The sequence below is a fragment of the Nocardioides sp. SRI_004 genome, assembly GCF_057586415.1.
On the sequence record NZ_JBYCZV010000034.1, the window covers coordinates 1 to 21,898 of the forward strand.

Below are 21,898 nucleotides of genomic sequence, written 5' to 3' on the forward strand. Positions count from 1 at the left end.
CGCAGCCCCCACAGGCGGCGCGCCGGCCTGTTGATCGGGGTCGGCGTCGTGGTGCTCGCACTCGTCATCGGCGGCATCGCCTGGGCGCTGCTGCGCGGGGACGACGACGGGGCGGACGGCGACGAGGCCGCCAAGGAAAAGCCCGCGGGGACCTTCGGCGACCGCAACGGCGACGGCTACGGCGATGTCGTCCTCACCCAGGCACGCGACGGGCTGGAGCCCCCGTCCGCGGTCTACACCGTCCCGTCGAACGGCAAGCAGTTCGGCACGCCCGTCCGGGCGCTCCCCGCCGCACCGAGCTTCATCACCACGGTGGGCGACGTCGACGGCGACGCCCGGGAGGACGTGGTGTGGGTCGACGAGGAGGACGACGTGCTCACCGCCACGGTGCAGCCTGCCGAGGGCGACCCCTGGACCAGCCGACTGACGCTCGACCCGGCGTGGGAGATCAGCCGCGCCTCCGCCGTGCTGGGCGACGTCGACGGCGACGGCCTCGACGACCTGGTCCTCCTCGGCGACACCGAGGGCGGGGTGGGGGTCCACGTGTCACTTGCCGGGGACAAGGAGTTCGAGCCGCCGTCGCAGTGGTACCGCTCGCCGCACGCCGAGGCCAGCGGCTTCGGCACCTGGCTGTGGACGGGCGACATGGACGGCGACGGCGACGACGAGGTCCTGCTCTGGACCGATGCCGAGGAGGACGAGGAGCCCGTCCGCGGCCGCATCGACATGCTCACGGCCAACGAGACCCGCGACGGGTTCGAGCAGCTGGCGAAGGAACGGGAGTTCACCGACCCGAAGGTCAACCCGGGCATCGCACCGTGGATGATCGGCGACGTCGACGGCGACGGACGTGACGAGATCGTGGCGGTCGGCATCATCCCGCTCGGCGGCGGCGCCTACGACCTCGGCGGCCGCCTCCACACCTACGAGCTGGACGGCGACGAGATCCCCCAGCGCCAGTGGTGGCGCAACCTCTCGGAGACCGAGCTCAAGGATCCGGCCAAGAACGTCCAGGGCATCGCGCTGCGCCTCGGCATCAGCGACGTCAACGGCGACGGCAAGGCCGACGTCGTGCAGTTCGTGGAGGCCCTCGGCCCGAACGGCAAGGAGGCCAAGGACGAGGAACGCGCGCTGCAGCTGTGGGTGATGCTCTCGGACGGCACCGCGTTCGGCGACCCCCAGCTGTGGAGCACCGTCGACTGCAGCACGCAGTGCGCCGACAACTGGACCATGCTGAGCGGCGGCTGATCGCCCTCAGAGCCGGGGCAGCAGGGGCTGGATCGGCAGCTCGAGCACGAAGGTCGGCCGCCGTCCGTCGCCGGGAGGCAGGTAGGTCACGTCGCCGCCGTGGCTGCGGGCGATCTCGCGCACGAGATGCAGGCCGATGCCTGCGCCACCGGCGGGACCGGCGTGCGCGTACCGGTCGAAGAGCCGGGGCTCCAGCCGCTGGTCGACGCCGTGGCCGCTGTCCTCGACGAGCACGCGGACACCGGACTCGATCCGCTCGCCCGTCAGGTGCACCGGGGCGCGGCCGTGCCGGACCGCGTTGTCGAGCAGGTTGTCGAGCGCCTGACCCACCCGCGCGGCATCCGCGACCAGCTCCGCGTCCTGCGCGACCTCGACGGTGACGCCCTCGTGCGGGTGCACGGCCCGCGCGCGATCGGCCGCCGCCAGCAGTGCTCCGCGCAGCGACATCCGCTCCGGCTGCAGCGACAGGGCGTCGGCGTGGGTGTCCGACGCAGCGCGCAGGTCGCCGGCGAGCCGCTGGATCCGCTGGGCGCTGCTCGCCATGGCCTCGACGAGCTGGGCCCGCTGGGCGGGGTCGTCGACCTGGTCACCGAGCAGCAGCGCCGCCGCACCCTCGACCACGGCGGCCGGCGTCCGCAGCTCGTGCGCCGTCACCGCCAGCAGGTTCGCCTGCTGCTCGATCGCCTGGCGCCGCTGCTCCTCGCGCCCGCGCTTCTCGGTGTGGTCACGGGTGACCTTGGCGAAGCCCCGGTGCCGGCCGTCGTCGTCGAAGACGGCGGTGATCACCACGCTCGCCCAGAACCGGGTGCCGTCGCGGCGCACGCGCCAGCCCTCCTCGGCGTACGAACCGTCGCGCAGGGCGAGCTCGAGGTTGCGCTCGGGGTGGCTGTCGAGACGGTCCTCCTCCGGGTAGAACACCCGGTAGTGCTGGCCGACGATCTCGCTCTCGGTGTAGCCCTTGATGCGCTGCGCGCCGGCGTTCCAGCTCGCGACGCAGCCGCCGGGATCGAGCATGTAGATCGCGTAGTCGGCCACGGTCGTCACCAGCAGCCGGAACATCTCCTCGCTCTGCCGCAGCGCGACCTCGGAGGTGATGTCCTGCACCTGGGCGAAGACGTAGAGCGGCGCACCACCCGAGTCGCGGATCGGCGTCAGGCTCACCCGGAGCGTGCTCGCGCCGTCGTCGAGGACGAGGGGGTGCTCGAAGGTCGCGAAGTCCTCGCCCTGCTCGACGATCCGGAGGAGCGCGTCGTCGAGGTGGTCGCCGTGCTGCCGGGTGAGCACCCCGTAGTCGAGCCCGACGAGGTCGTCCGGCTCCCGGTCGACCATCGCGGCGAGCTGGTCGTTGGCCCGCACGATCGTCCCGTTGAGCGTGAGCGTCGCCATGCCGATGGCGGCCTGGTGGAAGACCTCGCGGTAGCGCTCGAGGTGCTCGTCGAGGGCGGCCTGGTCACGTAGGGCGCGCTCGTCGCTGCCACCGGCGACGCGCAGGCCGCCGGCCCGGCCGACGCCGGCAGCCCGGCCCGCACCGCCGCCCGCGACCGCCTCGAACGTGTCCGCGACGTGCCGCCACAGGCGCTCGGGGAGCTGCTCGATCGGGATCGACTTCTCGATGAAGTCGGCCGCACCGAGGTGGCGGGCGCGCTCTGCCAGGCCCCGGCCCTCGAACCCGGTGAAGACGACCACCTTGGTCCGGGGCGACACGGCGAGCACGAGCGGAAGGGCCTCGAGGCCGTCCAGCACCGGCATCGACGTGTCGAGCAGCATGAGGTCGGGCTCGTGCTCGTGCGCGAGCATCAGCGCCTCGCCACCGTCGCCGCCCTCGCCGACCACGTCGAACAGGCCCGAGGCCTGCAGGCGCACGCCGACCAGCATCCGCAGCTCCGGTGAGTCGTCGACCAGCACCACCGTCGCGCGCTCTGCCACCCGGGCCTCCTGCCGCTGTCCCTGCGTGCCCCACACACGCTCAAGGCCCTGTGCCCACTACGGGGCGTCACATACCCCTCGGATCCGATGGATTTTCCGGACCGCGTCAGCGCAGCGGGTGCCGCACGACCGCCTGCTCCCGCTCGGGGCCGACGCCGACGACCGAGATCCTCGCGCCGGAGCGCGCCTCGACGAACTCGACGTACTCCTGCGCGGCCTTCGGCAGCTCCTCGAAGCTGCGGCAGCCGGAGAGGTCCTCGGTCCAGCCCGGGAGATTCTCGTAGATCGGGACCGCGTGGTGGAAGTCGGTCTGGTTGACCGGCATCTCGTCGTGGCGGACCCCGTCGACGTCGTACGCGACGCAGACGGGGAGCTCGGGCAGGCCGGTCAGGGTGTCGAGCTTGGTGAGGACGAAGTCGGTGACGCCGTTGACGCGGGCGGCGTACCGGGTGATCACGGTGTCCATCCAGCCGCAGCGACGCGGGCGTCCGGTGGTGGTGCCGTACTCCCAGCCGGCCTTGCGGAGGAACTCGCCGTTCTCGTCGTGGAGCTCGGTCGGGAAGGGGCCCTCGCCGACGCGGGTGGTGTAGGCCTTGGCGATCGCGATGACCTGGTCGATCCGGGTCGGCGGGATGCCGGTGCCGGTGCAGGCACCGGCCGAGATCGCGCTGCTCGAGGTCACGAACGGGTAGGTGCCGTGGTCGACGTCGAGGAGGGTCGCCTGGCCCGCCTCCATGAGGACGACCTCGTCGCGGTCGAGCGCCTGGCTGAGCAGCAGGCCCGTGTCGCAGACGTACGGCGCCAGCCGCTCCGCGTGGCCGAGCAGCTCCTCGACGGTCTGCTCCACCGACGGCGCGCGGCGGTTGTAGATCTTGGTGAGGATCTGGCCCTTGAGCTCGAGGGCGCCCTCGACCTTGGCGGCGAGGATCTTCTCGTCGAAGAGGTCCTGCACGCGGATGCCGATCCGGTTCATCTTGTCGGCGTAGGTGGGGCCGATCCCGCGGCCCGTCGTACCGATCCTGCGGGAGCCGAGGAAGCGCTCGGTGACCTTGTCGATGGTGCGGTTGTAGTCGGCGATGACGTGCGCGTTGGCGGACAGCTTGAGCTTGCTGGTGTCGACGCCGCGCGCCTCGAGGCCGTCGATCTCCTGGAACAGGACGTCGATGTCGACGACGACGCCGTTGCCGATGACCGGCGTGCAGCCGGGGGTCAGGATGCCGCTGGGCAGCAGGTGGAGGGCGAACTTCTGGTCGCCGATGACGACCGTGTGCCCGGCGTTGTTGCCGCCGTTGAACTTCACGACGTAGTCGACCTGGCTGCCCAGGTGGTCGGTCGCCTTGCCCTTGCCCTCGTCGCCCCACTGGGCGCCGACGATCACGATTGCAGGCATTGGTTGCTCCTCGCCACGGACGGAGTCCCTCCGTCCCTCCTGGCGGGACGGCTGCTCAACGCACCACTTGTTGTTGATGGTGTCGGTCAAGCAAGAAGCCCCGGCAAGGACCGGGGCTCTCTTGCGGCGCAACGTTACCAAATCGCGATCGAACGGCTAGATTCGTGCGAAACGAGAACACGTTCTACCTTCGACCCGACCCCGACCCGACCCCCGACCCGACCTGCAGGAGCACGCCATGGGCGCCAGCCGCGAGACCATCCTCGAGACCATCCAGAGCTATGTCGACCTCGTCGCCACCGGCTCGTCCGCCGACGTCGTCGCGCTGTACGCCGACGGCGCCACCGTCGAGGACCCGGTCGGCTCGGAGGTGCGCACCACCCGCGAGTCCATCGCCGAGTTCTACGCCGCTCTCGACAGCCTGGAGCAGACCTCGAAGCTGCTGCACGCCCGGGTCTCCGGCAACGAGGCGGCCTTCGCGTTCGAGCTGGTCACGAAGGCGGGCGATGCGACGTACACGCTGGCGCCGATCGACGTGATGACGTTCGACGACGACGGGAAGATCACCAGCATGCGGGCGTTCTGGAGCGGTGAGGACATGGTGGTCGGCTGAGGCGGGAGTTTCACCGGTCGGCCGGTGAAACTCACGGTTGGACGACGAAGTTTCATCGTCCAGGCGTGAGTTTTGTCGTCCAAGGTCGGGAGTTTCACCGGTCGGCCGGTGAAACTCCCCCGAGCCGCGCCGCCACCTCTGCGACCACCGCCCGCGCCAGCGTCTCCGGCGTGTCCCCCTCCTCCTCGGGTACGACGCCGTGGACGTCCCCGCTCGCCAGCAGGTCGAGCGCGCCGACCTTCTGCAGGGCGGCCATCTCCGCGGCACGGGACGGGTCGCCGTGGACGATCACGCTCGCGCCCTCCGGCGGCAGCGGGGACAGCCACCCCCGCGAGGTCGCGAGAACGGTGCGGGCGGGCAGCAGCGCGAGCGCTCCCCCGCCACACCCCTGGCCGAGGATCACCGAGACCGTCGGTACCGACCGGGTGACCAGGCCGGCGATGCAGCGGGCGATCTCGCCCGCCATCGCGCCCTCCTCGGCGGCCTGCGACAGCTCGGCGCCGGGGGTGTCGACGACGGTGACGAGCGGCAGCCGCAGCTCCTCGGCGAGCTCCATCGCCCGTCGCGCCTCCCGCAGCGCGCCGGGCCCCATCGGCGTCGCGGCGCTCTGCCGGGAGCGGTCCTGCCCGACCAGGACGCAGGGCTGGCCGTCGAGACGGGTGAGCGCGACCAGGACCGAGTCGTCGCGCTCGCCCTCGTCGGTGCCCTTGAGCCGCAGGGTGCTGCTGGCGCCGTACCGGAGCAGGTCGCGCACGCCCACCCGACCATCGGCACGGGTCGCCTCGATGTCGTCCCAGACCGGGTGGCCGAGCGTGGTGCCGACGGCGACCGGAGTGCGGCGCTCGAGCGTTGCGGCCGACGGCGGGTCGACGAGGACGCCGAGGGCGTGGTCGACGAGCGCGGGCAGCTCCTCGGCCGGTACGACGGCGTCGATGACCCCCTTCGCGGCGAGGTTCTCCGCCAGCTGCACGCCCTCGGGGAACGGCTCGCCGTTGAGCGCCTCGTAGACCTTCGGACCGAGGAAGCCGACGAGGGCGCCGGGCTCGGCGACGGTCACGTGGCCGAGCGAGCCCCACGACGCGTAGACACCGCCGGTGGTGGGGTGGCGCAGGTGGACGAGATAGGGCAGGCCGGCGGCCTTGTGCTCCATCAGCGCCCGGGAGATCTCGACCATCTGCACGAACGCGCGGGTGCCCTCCTGCATCCGGGTGCCACCGGACGACGTGCTCGCCAGGACCGGGAGGCCCTCCGCGGTGGCGCGGCGTACGGCGGAGGCGATCCGGTTGGCCGCGGCGATGCCGATCGAGCCGGCCAGGAAGCCGAACTCGTTGACGACGAAGGCGACCGGACGCCCGCGGACCGTGCCCCGCCCGGTCAGCACCGACTCGTCGGTGCCGGCCTTCTCCGCGGCCCGGGCGAGCTCGGCGCGGTACTCCTCGGGGTGGCCGCTGAGGTCGATCGGCGCGTCCCACGACTCGTAGGAGTCGGCGTCGAGCACGAGCGCGATCAGCTCACGGGCGGTCCAGCGGCGAGAGGTCCCCATGGGGCGGAACAATAGGGTGATCACGTGACAGCGGACCGCGGGCTTCTCGTGATCACCAACTCCGACGCCGGTACGGCCGACCAGGAGGCCCTCGACGCAGCGCTCGCCGTGCTCCGGGAGCACGCCACGGTCGAGGTCGCCGCGACCTCCTCCCCCGACGAGCTCGACGACGTCCTCGGCGGCGTCGGCGACCGCACCGTGGTCGTGGCCGGCGGCGACGGGAGCATCCACGCCGTGGTCGCCGCCCTCCACCGCCGCGGCGCCCTCTCCGGTACGACGGTCGGCCTGGTCCCGCTGGGCACGGGCAACGACTTCGCGCGCACCCTCGGCCTGCCCCTGGATGCCGCCGAGGCGGCCGGGGTGGTCGCCTCGGGACGGGAGCGACGGATCGACCTGGTGGTGGACGACCAGGACGAGATCACGGTCAACAGCGTGCACCTCGGCGCCGGCGCGGAGGCCGGCGCGAAGGGCGCGCGCTGGAAGGAGCGGCTGGGCTCGGTCGGCGTCGGCAAGGTCAACCTCGGCAGGCTCGGCTACCCGATCGGCGCGGTGCAGACGGCGCTCAACCCGCCCACGCTGCGGGTGCGCGTCGAGGTCGACGGCGAGGTGGTCGCCGACCTCGACGAGAAGGTGCTCATGGTCGCCGTCGGCAACGGCGCCTCCGTCGGCGGCGGGACCGAGCTGACTCCCGACGCCGACCCCGGCGACGGGGAGGCCGACGTCCTCGTCGCGACCCCGGTCGGCACGCTCTCGCGGCTCGGCTACGCGCTGCGGCTGCCGTTCGGCCGGCACGGCGAGCACGCCGACGTACGGATCGTCCGCGGCAGCACGGTCCGGGTCACCGGCACCCCGTTCGACTGCAACAGCGACGGCGAGATCGACGGGCCGTTCCGGGAGCGCACGTGGCGGGTGCTCCCGGCGGCGTACACGATGCTCGTGCCTGCCTGAGGCCGCACTAGGCTTGCGCCTCGTGGCACGAGGACAGCAGAACCAGCAGGAGCCCAGCGACTGGGTGACCCGGACGGCCGACCTGGCGCTCCGGCACGCCGAGCAGGTCAACGGCGGCACGCTGCCCGACCTGGTCACCTGTGCGTCCGGCATCAGCCCGTCGGGGCCGATCCACCTCGGCAACCTGCGCGAGTTCCTGACCGTGCACTTCGTCGCCGAGGAGATCCGCCGTCGCGGCATCAACGTGCGCCACCTGCACAGCTGGGACGACTACGACCGGTTCCGCAAGGTGCCCGCCGGCGTCGACACCGCCTGGAACGAGCACATCGGCCGGCCGCTGTCGGCCGTCCCCGACCCGACCGGCGAGTTCGCGAGCTGGGCCGAGCGCTACAAGGCGCCGCTGCGCGCCGCGCTCGCCGACCTCGGCTGCGACATGGTCGAGGTCAACCAGACCGAGATGTACCGCGCGGGCACCTACCGCGAGCAGATCCTCACCGCGATCCGCAAGCGCGGCGAGATCGAGACCGTGATGTCCCGGTTCCGCACCAAGAAGGCCGCCGACCCGGTCGAGGAGGGCGAGTCGACCGCCGAGGAGGACACCGGGCACGGCGCCAGCGAGGACCTCGCCCGGTTCCCCTACAAGCCCTACTGCCGCGGGTGCGGCCGCGACACCGTCACCCTGACGTCGTACGACGACGAGACCACCGACCTCGCCTACACCTGCGACGTCTGCGGCGACTCCTTCGTCACCAACGTGGCCACGCAGGACGAGGGCAAGCTGGTCTGGAAGGTCGACTGGCCGATGCGCTGGACCTTCGAGGGCGTCCACTTCGAGCCGGGCGGCGTCGACCACGCGACCCCCGGGTCGTCGTACACGGTCGGCAAGGAGATCGTCGGCCCGATCTTCGGCGGCACCGCCCCGAGCTTCGTCGGCTACTCGTTCGTCGGCGTCGCCGGCATGCCGAAGATGTCGTCGTCCAAGGGCGGCGTACCGACGGCGGCCGAGGCGCTGCGGATCCTCGAGGCGCCGATCCTGCGCTGGCTCTACGTCCGCCGTCAGCCGAAGCAGGCGTTCAACGTCGACTTCGGCCAGGAGGTCCTGCGCCTGTACGACGAGTGGGACGCCCTCACGAAGAAGGCCGCCGTCCCGGAGAAGCGTGACGCCGCCGTGCTGGCGTGGGAGCGCGCCTCGGCGACGTCGAGCGCCGGCACGCTGCCGACCCCGGCGGTCGTCGTACCGTTCCGGATGCTGTCCTCCGTCGCCGACGTCACCGCCGGGTCCCGCGAGATCACCGCGCGCACGGTCGGCGCGAGCGAGGCCGACCTCGAGCCGCGGCTCACCAAGGCGGCGACCTGGATCGAGTCCTATGTCGACCCGGAGGACCGTACGACGGTCCGCGAGACGGCGGACGCCGCACGCCTGGCCGGGCTGAACGAGGACGAGGAGCTCTGGCTGCGCCAGCTGCTCGACCGGCTGCCCGACTCGTTCGCCGACACCGACGAGCTGACCACGCTGATCTACGGCGTGCCGAAGCTGGCGCGGGGCCTCGCGCTCGAGGACGCCCCGACCGACGAGGTGAAGGCCGACCAGAAGGCCTTCTTCAAGCTGCTCTACGAGCTGCTCGTCGCCGCCGAGCGCGGTCCCCGGCTGCCCACCCTCTTCGCGGCGCTCGGCCCGGAGAAGGTGCGCGCGCTGCTGACGCCCTGAGCCTGGACGAAGAAACTCACGCTTGGACGACGAAGTTTCGTCGTCCAAGCGTGAGTTCTGTCGTCCAGGCGCGGGAGTTTCACCGGCCGGCCGGTGAATCTCCCGCCACGGCCGCCGCCGGCGCCCCACCGAACCCCGCGTGCTTCGGCGCCTCGTAGAACAGCACGGCGACCAGCCCGACGGCGTACATCGCGGCGGGCAGCCACAGCGCGTCCTGCATCGCGCTGCTGAACAGCGCGGCGGCATGCGGGTCGGCGATCTTGTCCGCACCCGCGTCGCCGTGCGCCGCGGCGCCGGGGAGGTAGTGGGCGAGCCGGCTGTCCATCAGCACCGCGATCGCGGCGGCGCCGAGCACGGAGCCGACCTGGCGGGTGGCGTTGTAGACGCCCGCACCGGCGCCGGCGAGGCTCATCGGCAGGTTGCGGTTGGCGGTGGCGGCGGTCGGCGCCCAGATGCAGGCGTTGCCGATGCCGATCACGGCCATCGCGACACCCAGCTCCCAGATCGCGACGTCGGGCTCGAGCCGCCAGAGCAGGAGCAGGAAGCCGACGAGGCTGACCGCGAAGCCAAACCCGGTGACGATGCGGGGGTGGAGGCGGTCGGTCAGCTTGCCGACCGGCTGGGCCAGGAAGATCGACATCACGGCCATCGGCAGCATGAGCAGCGCCGCCTGGGTCGGCGAGTAGCCGCGGACGGCCTGGGCGTAGAGCATCAGCGGGAAGCCGAAGGCCGCCGCGATCGAGCCCATGCAGGCGATCGCGACGTTGGACACGGAGAAGTTGCGGTCCTTGAACAGGCTCAGCGGGACCAGCGGCTCGGCGCGGTTGAACCGCTGCCACAGGATGAAGGCCGCGAGCAGGACGGCGCCACCGGTGATCATCGCGATGATCCATCCGGCCCAGTCCTCCTGGTGGCCCTCCTGGATGCCGAAGCAGAGCAGGAACATGGCGGCTCCGGAGAGCGCGACGCCCAGCCAGTCGAACTTGTGCGCATGCGTCGGCAGCGCCGGCACCAGTCGCCACGCCATGACGAAGGCGAGGACGCCGACGGGGATGTTGACGAAGAAGATCCACTCCCAGCCGAGGCCGTCGGTGAGCACGCCGCCGAGGATCGGGCCGACCACCATCGCGACACCCGCGGTGGCGCCCCAGACGGCCATCGCGCTGCCGCGCTGCGCGGGCGGGAAGATCCGGGTGATGATCGCCATCGTCTGCGGCGTCATCATCGACGCACCGAAGCCCTGCACGACCCGGGCGACAATCAGCGCCTCGACCGTCGTGGTCAGGCCGCACCACAGCGAGGCCAGGGTGAAGACGGTGAGGCCGGCGAGGTAGAGGTACTTCGAGCCGAACCGGTCGCCGAGCCGTCCCGTGATGAGGACGGGCACGGCGTAGGCGAGCATGTAGGCGCTGGTGACCCAGACGACGTCGTTGACCGACGCGTCGAGGTCCTCGATGATCGTCGGCGTCGCGACGGTCACGATCGTCAGGTCGACCAGGATCATGAAGAACCCGATGACGAGGGCCCACAGGGCCGGCCACGGGGTCGACCCCTCGGTGGGGGTGCTGGTCTGCGGGGGCGCGCTCTGGGTCACGATCCGAGTCAACACCCGCGCGCCGACATCGTCTTCCCCGGGGGACACAATGGCTCCATGAGCATCACGCCCGGCGCCGACCTCATGGCCGGCCCCCCGCCCACCCACCTGCCCGTCGACCCCGCCGCCGAGCTGCTCGCGGCCGGGGAGACGCCCGCTGCCGTCGTACGCCGCCTCCCGTCCTCGCCCGTCGCCTGGGCGACCCTCGCCGAGCAGGCCCGCGACCAGGGCGCCGACGACGTGACCGTCTACGCCTACTCCCGCGTCGGCTACCACCGCTCGCTGGACCTGCTGCGCCGCAACGGCTGGAAGGGCAACGGTCCCGTGCCGTGGGAGCACGAGCCCAACCGCGGCTTCCTGCGTGCCCTCGCCCTGCTCGCCCTCGCGGCGCGCGCGATCGGCGAGACCGACGAGTGGGAGCGCTGCTCCGCGTTCCTGCGCGACTCCAGCCCGACGGCGTACGACGAGCTCCTGGGCTGACTCCCGATGCCCGGGGACCTGCCTCGTCTGGGTCCCCGGGTGTGGTGGGTCTACCTCGCGGTGGACCCACCCAAGACGGTCGCCCAGCTGTCCGACGAGGCTGGGATCGTGCCGTCGTCGGTCCGCACGCACCTGCGCCGCCTCGAGCGGGCGGGGCTGGTCCGGCCGACCCGGGAGCCCGGCGCCGAGCCGATGTGGGAGCAGGCGCGCGAGCTCGACCCGGCGACCCGCTACCGGATCGTCGGCCGGGTGCAGCGCGGCCGGCTGGTCGAGCCGCGGGACGCGCTCGCGCCCGAGCACGAGCGACCGCGGCGCTGGTGGTGGCCCCGGGGCCGCTGAGTCAGCGTCGGCGCGACCGCCGCAGCGGGTCGACCACCAGGGCGTCGACCACGGCGGCCAGCGAGGTCAGCCAGAGGCGCACGTCAGCCCCGCACGGTGAAGTACACCGCCAGCAGCACCAGGATGATGCCGAGGATCGCGGCGATGGGCAGGTCGTTGGTCCGCGCGGCGCGGTGGGCGCGGGTGGCATCGGGCCGTTCGCCCACCGGGACGGGCTCGGTGGCGCGGTGCTTGTGGGTCAGTGGGGTGGTCCGCATGGGATCTCCTTGTCCGAGACGTACACACCACCGGACGGGACCGGGGCGCGTTCATCACGCGATTTCGGAGGAATCTCCCGGGACGCGTTCTCGGAACCGGTCACGGCCGGTCTGTCGGCCGGTCGGCCTGCCGATCTGCCGGTCGGCGGGTCCGGGCATGACCCACCGGAGCAGGAGCCGGAGCCGATCAGTCGAGGATGAACCCGAACAGCGGGCTGTCCGGCGGCACCTTCTGGACCCGCAGCCGCGAGGCCTCCATCCGCTCCAGCAGTCCGGCGAGGTCGTCGCGGTGCTGCATCTCGAGGCCGACCAGCGCGGGCCCGGTCTCCCGGTTGTTGCGCTTGGTGTACTCGAAGAGCGTGATGTCGTCGTCCGGGCCGAGCACGTCGTCGAGGAAGCGACGCAGCGCGCCCGGCTCCTGCGGGAACTCGATCAGGAAGTAGTGCTTGAGGCCCTCGTGGACCAGCGCCCGCTCGACGATGTCGGCGTAGCGCGAGACGTCGTTGTTGCCGCCGGAGACGACCGCGACGACCTTGCTGCCGGGCTCGAGGCCGGCCCGCGTCTCGTCGAGGCGCAGCGCGGACGCGGCGAGCGCTCCGGCGGGCTCCGCGATGATGCCGTCGACCTGGTAGAGCGCGAGCATCTCGACGCAGATCAGGCCCTCGGGGACCGCCGCGAGCGACAGGTCGACGGACGAGCGGGCGCCGGAGACGGCCTCGTAGGTCAGGTCCCCCACCCGTCGTACGGCGGCACCGTCGACGAACGGGTCCACGGACTCGAGCTCGACGGGCCCTCCGGCGGCCAGGGCGGCGGCGAGGGAGGCGGCGCCGGACGGCTCGGCCGCGATGACCTTGACGCCCGGCACCCGCTCCGCGAGGACGGTCAGGCAGCCGGCGATCAGGCCCGCGCCACCGACCGGCAGGACGAGGGCGTCGGGCTGCCAGCCGAGCGCAGCGGACTGGGCGAGGATCTCGGCGGCCACCGTCCCCTGGCCGGCGATGATCCCGGGGTGGTCGAACGCCGGGATCACGGTCGCGCCGGAGGCGGCGGCGAAGTCGGCGGCGGCGACGGCCGCGTCGTCGTACGCCTCGCCGGCGATGACCACCTCGACCTGCTCACCACCGAGGGCCGCCACCCGGTCGCGCTTCTGGCGCGGCGTCGTGCGCGGCAGGAAGATCGTCGCGTGCACGCCCGCGCGGGCGCAGGCGAAGGCGACGCCCTGGGCGTGGTTGCCTGCGCTCGCGCAGGTCACGCCGCGGGCCCGCTCCTCGTCGGTCAGCCCGGCGAGCACGGTGTAGGCGCCGCGGGCCTTGTAGGAGCGGACCGGCGTGAGGTCCTCACGCTTGAGCCAGACGTCCAGCCCGGTCAGGGCCGAGAGCCGGTCGGCGCGCTGCAGCGGGGTCGGCGGCACCACCGACGCCAGCAGCCCGGCCGCGCGGTCGACGTCCGCGGTGGTGGGGAGGGACGCTTCAGCCACCGTCAGCCGACGGTCTTCCCGGCCGAGCGGAGGTTCTCGCACGCCTCGACGACGCGCGCGGCCATGCCCGCCTCGGCCGCCTTGCCCCAGGCACGGGGGTCGTAGGCCTTCTTGTTGCCGACCTCGCCGTCGACCTTGAGGACGCCGTCGTAGTTGCTGAACATGTGGGCCGCCACCGGGCGGGTGAAGGCGTACTGGGTGTCGGTGTCGACGTTCATCTTCACCACGCCGTAGTCGACCGCCGCACCGATCTCCTCGGCCGTCGAGCCGGAGCCACCGTGGAAGACCAGGTCGAACGGCTTCGAGCCCTCGGGCAGGCCGAGCTCCTTGACGACCGCCGCCTGCGCGTCGCGCAGGATCTCCGGGCGCAGCTTGACGTTGCCCGGCTTGTAGACGCCGTGGACGTTGCCGAAGGTCAGCGCGGTGAGGTAGCGGCCGTTCTCGCCGACGCCGAGCGCGCGCACCGTCGCCAGGGCGTCCTCGGGGGTCGTGTAGAGGTGCTCGCCCATGCCACCGTCGACACCGTCCTCCTCGCCGCCGACGACGCCGACCTCGATCTCGAGGATGATCCGGGCAGCGGCGGCCTTCGCGAGCAGCTCCTCGGCGATCTGCAGGTTCTCGTCGAGCGGTACGGCGGAGCCGTCCCACATGTGCGACTGGAACAGCGGCGCCTCGCCGCGCGCGACGCGCTCGGCGGAGATGTCGAGCAGCGGGCGGACGAAGCCGTCGAGCTTGTCCTTCGGGCAGTGGTCGGTGTGCAGCGCGATGTTGACGGGGTAGCTCTTGGCGACCTCGGCGGCGTACGCGGCGAACGCGACGGAGCCAGTGACCATGTCCTTCACGGTCGGGCCGGAGAGGTACTCCGCACCACCGGTCGAGATCTGGATGATGCCGTCGGCCCCGGCGTCCGCGAAGCCCTTGAGGGCCGCGTTGAGCGTCTGGGACGAGGAGACGTTGATCGCGGGGAAGGCGAAGGCGCCGGCCTTGGCGGCGTCGAGCATCTCGGCGTACTTCTCGGGCGTGGCGATGGGCATGCTGGTGGGCTCCTGCGGCAGTGCGGGTGCGGGTCGACTTTTCTCAACCTACCGTGACAACCGTTCGGTGGTGGGCGGCGTATCCCCCGATGACGGACCATCGACCCAGACGCACCCGGAGGCGACCCGATGCAGGACCTCATCGAACGGCTCGACGCCGAGCTCGGCCGTGCCCCCGACCCCACCTTCGACGTCGCCGGCACGCTCGCCTCCGGCCGCCGCGCGGTACGACGCCGCCGGCTCGCCGTGGGCGCCGCCGGCCTCGCCGTGGCGGTGGTCGTGGGCGGCACCGCGGCGCTCGCCTTCGACAGCGGCGGCACCTCCCGCGGCCGCGACGGCCACACCGCCGACGGGCCGACGGGGAGCCCGTCGGCGACGGTGACCAGCGACACCGGGACGTCCGCCGGCGAGGACCAGGTGCCCCTGAGCATCGGCATGGACGGCGTGGTCGATGCGCCCGAGGGCGCCGACGTGATCGAGCGGGGGCACTTCACCGCGAGCACGGGCGCCGAGGCCGAGATCCTCCACTACTCCATCGACGGCTCGGAGTACTACGCCTACGCCGCGACGGCCGACAGCAGCGTGGGCTGGACCCGGCTCCCCGCCCAGGGCCTGAGCCTGCGCGAGTGGGCCGAGCAGCAGCTCACGCGCCGTGAGGACGACGGCTCCGCCGACCGCGCCTGGGTCCGCCTCGACGAGCGCTGGCGGGTCCGCGGGCTGCCCGGGGTCCGGGTCGTCGAGCAGGTCTCCGACCCCGGCCTCGGGGAGAACTTCGCCGGACCCGGGGAGCCGACGGCGGTGGCCGAGGTCGTTCGTGACGGCCTGACCTACTTCCTCGCGATCCGCAAGGCGCCGGACGGTGCGACGGAGGCGATCCCCTACCGCAAGGACACGAGGATCACGACGCTCGCCGCCTTCCTCTCCTACGCCCGCGACCAGTACGCCACCAACGAGCAGGGCGGCAGCGAGGGACTGCGGTGAGGCGCGCGGAGCGCGAGGCGGCGTACGTCGAGTTCGCGACCAGTCGCCGCGACCAGCTGCGGCGGATCGCCTACGGCATGTGCGGCGACTGGCACCAGGCCGACGACCTCACCCAGACCGCGCTGGTCAAGCTGTACGTCGCGTGGCCGCGGATCACCCGGCACGGCACCGAGGACGCCTACGCCCGCAAGGTCCTGCTGAACGCGGCGATCGACGCCTCCCGCCGCCCGGCCCGCCGCGAGGTCCCGACCGACCGCCTGCCGGACCTCGCGGCACCGGCGGGCGTGGGCGTCGAGGATCGCGGCTCGCTCGTCGCGGCGCTCCAGCAGCTGCCCGCCCAGCAGCGGGCGACGGTGCTGCTGCGTCACTGGCTGGGGCTGTCGGTCACGGAGACGGCGGCCGAGCTCGGCATCTCGGAGGGGACCGTGAAGAGCCACACCGCGTGGGCTCGGCGCGTTGCGGGAGGCGATGGCGGCCGCCGACGCGTGAGCCAGGCCGCGGCCAGGCCGACGGAGGCGCCGGCGAGCGTCTCGACGAAGCGCGACCCGAGCAGCTCGCCGAGCGGCTCCGGGTGGGCGAGGTCGGTGACGAGCAGGGCGAGCGGGGTGATGAGGACCAGCGCGAGCCCGTAGTGCCGGGTCACGACCAGCTCGGTGCCGGCCTGCAGCACGGCGACCACGAGGATCGTGGCGACCGCGGACAGCGGCAGCACCAGCAGGAGACCGGCGAGCACCAGTCCGAGCAGGGTGCCGACGACGCGGTGCACGCCACGGGCGACCTGCTGGCGCAGCGTCGTCGCCGCGAGCGGTACGACGGACGCCACCATCGCCCAGTACGGGTGGGCGATGCCCGTCGCGGTCATCAGCCCGCCGGACAGGAGCACGACCACCACGCAGCGGATCGCGTGCAGCCGCTGCCGGCCGGCCGGAAGCGGAGGCAGCGGCGGCGGGTGGTCCGGCACGTCGCCGCGGCGTACCTCCACGGCGGTCTCGACGACCGCGAGCCCGACGGCGAAGGCAGCGGTGGCCAGGCAGGTGCCGATCGCGAGCGGGACCCGGTGCGGCTCGATCGGGACCGACGCGCAGGTGGCCGCGGCGAAGACGAGGAAGACCGGTCCCGGCGGTCGCCACCGCCAACGGTCCGACGCGGCGGCACCGATCCCCGACCACACCGCCGCCGCCAGCACCGCCCACCAGGCGCGGTCCTCGCCGGTGGCGACGAGGGTGCCGCTGGCGACGGCACCGGTGAGCAGCCCGGCGAGCGCGACCTGTTGGCGCCAGCGCCGACGGTGGGGGACGGCGCCGCCGTAGATCGCCGCGAAGGCGCCGAAGGTGGCCGCGGCGCCCAGGTCCATCGCGTCGGCGGCGTGGAGGACGAGCAGCGCGACGAGCAGGGTGCCGCCGGCCCGGATCGCCGCCCACCGGGTGACGGGCGGTGGGCCGACGTGGCGCAGCTCGTCGGCCAGCTGGCCGCCGAGGTGGCGTGCCCGGGCGACGGCCGTCATCCCCGCCACGCCTCGTCACTGGTCAGGTCGGCGTGCTGGCGCACCCACGAGTGCATCGCGATCGCCGCGGCCGCCGAGGCGTTGATCGAGCGGGTCGACCCGAACTGGGCGATCGAGAAGGTGCCGTCGCATGCCGCGTGCGCCGCCTCGGAGAGCCCCGGACCCTCCTGCCCGAAGAGGAAGCAGACCCGCTCGGGGATCTCCATCGTCTCCAGGTGGGCGGACCCGGGGAGGTTGTCGATGCCGAGCAGCGGCACCTGCCGCTCGGCGAGATAGGCGTGCAGGTCATCGACGGTCGGGTGGTGCCGGACGTGCTGGTAGCGGTCGGTCACCATCGCCCCGCGCCGGTTCCAGCGGCGGTTGCCGACGATGTGGACCTCGGCCGCCAGGAAGGCGTTCGCCGAGCGGACGATCGTGCCGATGTTGAAGTCGTGCTGCCAGTTCTCGATCGCCACGTGGAAGCCGTGGCGCCGGGTGTCGAGGTCGGCGACGATGGCCTCCATCGACCAGTACCGGTAGCGGTCGACGACATTGCGCCGGTCGCCCTCACGGAGCAGCTGCTCGTCGTACACCTCGCTGCCGGGGCCCTCCGGCCACGGTCCCGGCCAGGGGCCGACGCCCACCTCGGGCTGCCCGTGGGGCATCGGGTCGTACGGCGCCCGTTGCTCCTCGTCCACGGGATCGACCCTATCGAGCACATTGCTGGGTACCGACAGGTAGCGTTGCCGCGTGAACTCGCTGGTCGCGACCCCGCTCGTCGTGCCGATGCTGCTGGGCATCAAGTGGCTCGATCCCCACTGGCTGCAGCAGGAATACGGAAGCGCGTTCATCTGGGTCGCGCTGGCCATCGTGTTCGTCGAGTGCGGCCTGTTCTTCCCGTTCCTGCCGGGCGACACGCTGCTGTTCGCGCTCGGCCTGCTGATCGCCGGGAGCAACAAGACCGGCTACTCCGTCATCGGCATCTCGAACGAGCCGGTGGAGCTGTTCATCGCGATCGCGCTGCTGATCGTGGCGGGCTTCGCGGGCAACGTGGCGGGCTACGAGATCGGTCGCAAGATCGGGCCCCCGTTGTACGAGCGCGACGGCCGGGTCCTGAAGAAGAAGTACTTCGACAACACCAGCGCCTTCTTCGACAAGCACGGCAACAAGGCGCTCGTGATCGGCCGGTTCGTGCCCTTCGTGCGGACCTACATCACCGTCGTCGCCGGCGTCACGCTGATGGAGCGCCGTCGCTTCTTCGTGTGGAGCGCGATCGGCGCGGTGCTCTGGGTCATCTCCATCACGCTGCTCGGCTACTTCCTGGGTGCGGCCTTCCCCAAGCTCGGCGAGAACATCGACTACGTCACCATCGCCATCCTCCTCTTCTCCGCCATCCCGCTCGCGTGGGAGTGGTGGCGCCACAAGCGCCCCGGCGCCAAGGGCCGCAAGGCGATCCCCCAGCCCGCGGAGGGGACGGTCGTCGAGGAGCGATGAGTCCTGCCGTCGGCGGGGGTCACTAGGTTCGGCAAGCACCTTCCACCCCGACCGACCAGGAGCGCACCGTGGCTATCAACCTCAACCCCTACATCAACTGGCGCGGCCAGGCCCGCGAGGCGATGGAGTTCTACCAGTCCGTCCTCGGCGGCGAGCTCAACGTGATGACCTTCGCCGACATGGGCGGCACCGCGGCGGAGGTCGCCGCGGCCGAGGGCGAGAGCGACTGGGTCATGCACGCGGCGCTGTCCGTGTCCGACTCCGTGCTCCTCATGGGCGCCGACCACCCCAAGCACGTGCCCGGCGAGCCGCAGACCCAGCAGGTCAGCATCAGCGGCCCGGCCGAGGACGGTGACACCCTCCGCAGCTGGTGGGAGGGCCTCTCCGACGGCGCCACCGTCATGCAGCCGCTCGAGCAGGCGGCGTGGGGCGACAGCTTCGGCATGCTGAGGGACAAGTACGGCGTCGACTGGCTGGTCAACATCGGCGGGGCTCAGGCGGGGTGAGCTGAGGGGCTGCATGAATCCCCGGTCGACCGGGGATTCCTGCACTTGTCAGGGGTTGCAACGCCCGACAAGTGCAGGCATTGCCCTCCCGGTGTGACAGGTGTGCTTCGTGTGACCTCGTCAGGCCTGGGCAGCCGCCCGCGCCGCGTCGAGCTCGGCCTTGGTCAGCACCGCGCGGACCTCGAGCTCCACGTCGGCGAGCGGGTTCTCCCCCGCCGGGCTGCGGTCGATGGCGCACACGACGGTCTCGACGATCGCGCCGGCGGAGCGCAGCGCGTTCGTCGCGTCGCGCACCGCGCCGCCGGTGGTGATGACGTCCTCGATCAGCACGATCCTCCTGCCGTCGAAGGCCGGGCCCTCGGCAAGCTTGGCGGTGCCGTACTCCTTGGCCTTCTTGCGCACGAAGACGACCGGGATGCCGACCAGCTGGCTGACGGCCGTCGCGATCGGGATGCCGCCCATCTCCAGGCCGCCGAGCAGCTCGGCGTCGCCGGGCAGCAGCTGGGCGACCTCGCGGGCCACGCGGGCGAGCAGCTGCGGGTCGGCCTCGAAGAGGTACTTGTCGAAGTACTCGTTGCTGACCTGGCCCGAGCGGAGCGTGAACTCGCCCGTCAGGCGGCAGGTGGCGTCGATGTCGGCGGCGAGGGCGGAGTCCGTGGTCGTCACACGCAGAGGCTATCGGGATCGGTAGGTTCGGACCGTGGCCCCTCCAGCAGCCCGTCCCGCAGCCCATCCCGCAGCCCGTGCCGCAGCCCGTCGCGTCGCCGGCATGGGCGAGACGATCTTCGCCGAGATGTCCGCCCTCGCGGTCCGCACCGGGTCCGTCAACCTCGGCCAGGGCTTCCCCGACACCGACGGTCCGCCGGCGCTGCTCGACGCCGCATCCGCGGCCCTGCACGGCGGCGCCAACCAGTACGCCCCGGGCATCGGCGTCCCCGTCCTCCGGCAGGCCATCGCTCGCCACCAGCAGCGCAACTACGGCATCGAGCTCGACCCCAACCGGCAGGTCGTGGTGACCACCGGCTGCACCGAGGCGATCGCGGGGGCGCTGCTCGGCCTGGTCGACCCCGGCGACGAGGTCGTCGTCCTCGAGCCGTACTACGACTCCTACACCGCCATGATCGACTTCGCCGGTGGGGTACGACGCCCGGTGACCCTCCGCGCGCCCGACTTCCGCCTCGACCCCGCCGAGCTCGAGGCCGCCGTGGGACCGCGGACCAAGCTGATCCTGCTCAACACCCCGCACAACCCGACCGGCCGCGTGCTCGACGCCGACGAGCTGGCCGCGGTCGCGCGGATCGCGCAGCAGCACGACGTGCTCGTGGTGACCGACGAGGTCTACGAGCACCTCACCTTCGACGACCACCGCCACGTGCCGATCTCGACCCTGCCGGGCATGGCGGAGCGGACGCTCACCCTGTCGAGCGCGGGGAAGTCGTTCTCGGTCACCGGTTGGAAGGTGGGCTGGGCGACCGGACCGGCCGAGCTGGTCGGCGCCGTGACGGCCGCGAAGCAGTGGCTGACCTTCACCTCCGGCGCCCCGCTGCAGCCCGCCGTGGCCGCCGCGCTGGACGAGCAGCACGAGTTCCCCGTCCGGCTCGCGGCCGACCTGCGCGACCGGCGCGACCAGCTGGTCGGCGGGCTGCGCGAGGCCGGCCTGACGTCGTACACGCCGGAGGGGACGTACTTCGCCACCACCGACGTCAGCGCGCTCGGTTGGCGCAGCGGGGGCGACTTCTGCCGGGCACTGCCCGAGCGGGCGGGGGTGGTCGCGATCCCGTCGGAGGTCTTCTACGACGACCCGAACGGTCCCGGCGCGGGGCGGCACCTGGTGCGCTGGGCGTTCTGCAAGCGCCCCGAGGTGATCGACGAGGCGGTACGCCGGCTCGCGGCCGCCGACCTCACGGCCTGAACCACCCCGCTGCGGGCAAGGACACGACGGAGACCTCTCGGGTGGAAGGCGGCAGCGGTGCAGCAGGTCGGCAGGTACACCCTCACGGCGACCCTCGGGGCCGGCGGCTTCGGGACGGTCTACCTCGCGACCGACCCCGCCACGGGTGAACAGGTCGCGGTCAAGGTCCTCGACTGGCCCGACCACGACGACCGGCGGGCGATGTTCCGCCAGGAGGTCGCCGCCCTGCTGTCCGTGGCCAGCCCGCACGTCGTCCGGGTGCGCGACGTCATCGACCAGCCGGGGCTCGCGGCGATCGTCACCGACTACGTCGAGGGCGCCTCGCTGCGGCAGGTGCTCGACCGGCAGGGTCCTCTGACCGGGCCGCAGGCGCTGTCGGTCCTCAGCGGGGCGCTGCGCGGGCTCGCGGCCGTCCACGCCGCCGGCCTGGTCCATGCCGACCTCAAGCCCGAGAACATCCTGCTCGACCGCTCCGGCAGCTCCCGGCTCATCGACTTCGGCATCGCCGGTCCGCCGCGGGTCCTCGGCGGACCGGACACGTGGATCGGCACGCCCGCCTACCTGGCGCCCGAGGTGGTGCTGGGCCAGCACATCGACCTGCGCTCGGACCTGTACGCCGTCGCGGCCACCCTCTTCGAGCTGCTCGCGGGCCGGCCGCCGTACGTCGGCCCGAACCCCGTCGCGACCGCACTCCTGCACGTGCAGGCCCCCGTGCCGGACCTGCGTGCCCTGCATGCCGGGGTGCACGAGCACCTGGCCGTGCTGTGCGCGCAGGACCTCGCCAAGGACCCGGTCTGGCGCCACCAGAACACCCCGGCCTTCCTGGCCAGCCTGGACCTCGCGGCAACGGCCGCGTTCGGTCCCGACTGGGCCACCGGTACCGCGATGGCGGGCGCGACCGCCTCGGTCGGTGCGCTCGTCGGCGCGACCCTGGCCCTGCTGCCGCACGCCGGCGTCGGCATCCT

Annotated in this window: 21 protein-coding genes and 1 pseudogene; 12 read left to right on the plus strand and 10 right to left on the minus strand. The window is 72.5% G+C overall.

Going from position 1 to position 21,898, the window contains the following annotated elements; all coding sequences use genetic code 11:
* Positions 1–1,248 (plus strand): FG-GAP repeat domain-containing protein (locus AC2YHB_RS25415; RefSeq protein ID WP_487354861.1); only part of this gene is annotated, 1,248 nt, incomplete at its 5' end.
* A gap of 6 nt (positions 1,249–1,254) precedes the next feature.
* Here the strand turns inward: AC2YHB_RS25415 and AC2YHB_RS25420 are convergent.
* Positions 1,255–3,174, minus strand: coding sequence for a PAS domain S-box protein (locus tag AC2YHB_RS25420; protein WP_308645496.1), 1,920 nt, complete (start codon positions 3,172–3,174; stop codon positions 1,255–1,257).
* Positions 3,175–3,280: 106 nt separating this feature from the next.
* Positions 3,281–4,564 (minus strand): adenylosuccinate synthase, encoded by a 1,284-nt coding sequence (locus AC2YHB_RS25425; protein ID WP_179648114.1) that lies wholly within the window; start codon positions 4,562–4,564, stop codon positions 3,281–3,283.
* Between the two features lie 238 nt (positions 4,565–4,802).
* Between AC2YHB_RS25425 and AC2YHB_RS25430 the strand changes: the two genes are divergently transcribed.
* Complete coding sequence (locus AC2YHB_RS25430) at positions 4,803–5,177, plus strand: nuclear transport factor 2 family protein (RefSeq protein WP_036548695.1); 375 nt, start codon at positions 4,803–4,805, stop codon at positions 5,175–5,177.
* Positions 5,178–5,271: 94 nt separating this feature from the next.
* On the opposite strand, the gene AC2YHB_RS25435 is transcribed toward AC2YHB_RS25430, so the two are convergent.
* Complete coding sequence (locus tag AC2YHB_RS25435) at positions 5,272–6,720, minus strand: carboxyl transferase domain-containing protein (RefSeq protein WP_179648115.1); 1,449 nt, start codon at positions 6,718–6,720, stop codon at positions 5,272–5,274.
* A 24-nt stretch (positions 6,721–6,744) separates the two neighbouring features.
* Between AC2YHB_RS25435 and AC2YHB_RS25440 the strand changes: the two genes are divergently transcribed.
* Both AC2YHB_RS25440 and lysS read left to right on the plus strand, forming a co-directional pair.
* Positions 6,745–7,668: a diacylglycerol/lipid kinase family protein gene (locus AC2YHB_RS25440; protein ID WP_308645497.1), complete on the plus strand. Its 924-nt coding sequence runs from the start codon at positions 6,745–6,747 to the stop codon at positions 7,666–7,668.
* Positions 7,669–7,690: 22 nt separating this feature from the next.
* The gene (lysS, locus tag AC2YHB_RS25445; RefSeq protein ID WP_036549530.1) at positions 7,691–9,376 is read left to right on the plus strand and encodes a lysine--tRNA ligase; all 1,686 of its coding nucleotides are present in this window, start codon (positions 7,691–7,693) and stop codon (positions 9,374–9,376) included.
* A 79-nt stretch (positions 9,377–9,455) separates the two neighbouring features.
* Here the strand turns inward: lysS and AC2YHB_RS25450 are convergent, their stop codons facing one another.
* Entirely contained in the window at positions 9,456–10,970 is a 1,515-nt protein-coding gene (locus AC2YHB_RS25450) for a DHA2 family efflux MFS transporter permease subunit (protein ID WP_308645498.1), read from the minus strand.
* A 57-nt stretch (positions 10,971–11,027) separates the two neighbouring features.
* Here AC2YHB_RS25450 and AC2YHB_RS25455 point away from each other — a divergent pair, with 57 nt between their 5' ends.
* Both AC2YHB_RS25455 and AC2YHB_RS25460 read left to right on the plus strand, forming a co-directional pair.
* Positions 11,028–11,450 carry a DUF3151 domain-containing protein gene (locus AC2YHB_RS25455; RefSeq protein ID WP_179648117.1) on the plus strand — a complete coding sequence of 141 codons (423 nt, stop codon included), beginning with the start codon at positions 11,028–11,030 and terminating at the stop codon, positions 11,448–11,450.
* Between the two features lie 6 nt (positions 11,451–11,456).
* Positions 11,457–11,789: a winged helix-turn-helix domain-containing protein gene (locus AC2YHB_RS25460; RefSeq protein ID WP_257026824.1), complete on the plus strand. Its 333-nt coding sequence runs from the start codon at positions 11,457–11,459 to the stop codon at positions 11,787–11,789.
* A gap of 83 nt (positions 11,790–11,872) precedes the next feature.
* Here the strand turns inward: AC2YHB_RS25460 and AC2YHB_RS25465 are convergent, their stop codons facing one another.
* The 3 genes from AC2YHB_RS25465 to fbaA all read right to left on the minus strand — a co-directional run bounded on the left by AC2YHB_RS25465 (position 11,873) and on the right by fbaA (position 14,557).
* Positions 11,873–12,046, minus strand: coding sequence for a hypothetical protein (locus tag AC2YHB_RS25465; RefSeq protein ID WP_179648119.1), 174 nt, complete (start codon positions 12,044–12,046; stop codon positions 11,873–11,875).
* A gap of 187 nt (positions 12,047–12,233) precedes the next feature.
* Positions 12,234–13,523: a threonine ammonia-lyase IlvA gene (gene ilvA, locus AC2YHB_RS25470; RefSeq protein ID WP_179648120.1), complete on the minus strand. Its 1,290-nt coding sequence runs from the start codon at positions 13,521–13,523 to the stop codon at positions 12,234–12,236.
* Positions 13,524–13,525: 2 nt separating this feature from the next.
* On the minus strand, positions 13,526–14,557 hold the full coding sequence (fbaA, locus tag AC2YHB_RS25475; protein WP_179648121.1) for a class II fructose-bisphosphate aldolase: 1,032 nt from the start codon (positions 14,555–14,557) through the stop codon (positions 13,526–13,528).
* A gap of 129 nt (positions 14,558–14,686) precedes the next feature.
* Between fbaA and AC2YHB_RS25480 the strand changes: the two genes are divergently transcribed.
* Positions 14,687–15,538, plus strand: coding sequence for a hypothetical protein (locus AC2YHB_RS25480; protein ID WP_179648122.1), 852 nt, complete (start codon positions 14,687–14,689; stop codon positions 15,536–15,538).
* A pseudogene (locus AC2YHB_RS25485) lies at positions 15,535–15,933 on the plus strand (sigma-70 family RNA polymerase sigma factor); the annotation flags it as partial. The gene AC2YHB_RS25480 and the pseudogene AC2YHB_RS25485, both read left to right, overlap by 4 nt.
* Here the strand turns inward: AC2YHB_RS25485 and AC2YHB_RS25490 are convergent.
* Both AC2YHB_RS25490 and AC2YHB_RS25495 read right to left on the minus strand, forming a co-directional pair.
* A complete protein-coding gene (locus AC2YHB_RS25490; protein WP_487354862.1) occupies positions 15,903–17,042 on the minus strand; it encodes an FUSC family protein in 1,140 nt (379 codons plus the stop codon). The pseudogene AC2YHB_RS25485 and the gene AC2YHB_RS25490 sit on opposite strands and share 31 nt — an antisense overlap.
* Positions 17,039–17,686 carry a TrmH family RNA methyltransferase gene (locus tag AC2YHB_RS25495; RefSeq protein WP_207011393.1) on the minus strand — a complete coding sequence of 216 codons (648 nt, stop codon included), beginning with the start codon at positions 17,684–17,686 and terminating at the stop codon, positions 17,039–17,041. The genes AC2YHB_RS25490 and AC2YHB_RS25495 overlap by 4 nt, the downstream gene beginning before the upstream one ends.
* 85 nt (positions 17,687–17,771) lie before the next feature.
* On the opposite strand from AC2YHB_RS25495, the gene AC2YHB_RS25500 reads away from it, so the two are divergent.
* Together AC2YHB_RS25500 and AC2YHB_RS25505 are read left to right on the plus strand one after the other, a co-directional pair.
* Positions 17,772–18,515, plus strand: coding sequence for a DedA family protein (locus AC2YHB_RS25500; RefSeq protein ID WP_487354863.1), 744 nt, complete (start codon positions 17,772–17,774; stop codon positions 18,513–18,515).
* 68 nt (positions 18,516–18,583) lie between these two features.
* Positions 18,584–19,021 carry a VOC family protein gene (locus AC2YHB_RS25505; RefSeq protein ID WP_036548716.1) on the plus strand — a complete coding sequence of 146 codons (438 nt, stop codon included), beginning with the start codon at positions 18,584–18,586 and terminating at the stop codon, positions 19,019–19,021.
* Positions 19,022–19,141: 120 nt separating this feature from the next.
* Here the strand turns inward: AC2YHB_RS25505 and pyrE are convergent, their stop codons facing one another.
* On the minus strand, positions 19,142–19,687 hold the full coding sequence (gene pyrE, locus AC2YHB_RS25510) for an orotate phosphoribosyltransferase (protein ID WP_036548718.1): 546 nt from the start codon (positions 19,685–19,687) through the stop codon (positions 19,142–19,144).
* A gap of 34 nt (positions 19,688–19,721) precedes the next feature.
* On the opposite strand from pyrE, the gene AC2YHB_RS25515 reads away from it, so the two are divergent.
* Both AC2YHB_RS25515 and AC2YHB_RS25520 read left to right on the plus strand, forming a co-directional pair.
* Positions 19,722–20,933 carry a pyridoxal phosphate-dependent aminotransferase gene (locus AC2YHB_RS25515; protein WP_487354864.1) on the plus strand — a complete coding sequence of 404 codons (1,212 nt, stop codon included), beginning with the start codon at positions 19,722–19,724 and terminating at the stop codon, positions 20,931–20,933.
* 57 nt (positions 20,934–20,990) lie between these two features.
* On the plus strand, positions 20,991–21,898 hold a 908-nt coding region (locus AC2YHB_RS25520), incomplete at its 3' end, for a serine/threonine-protein kinase (protein ID WP_487354865.1).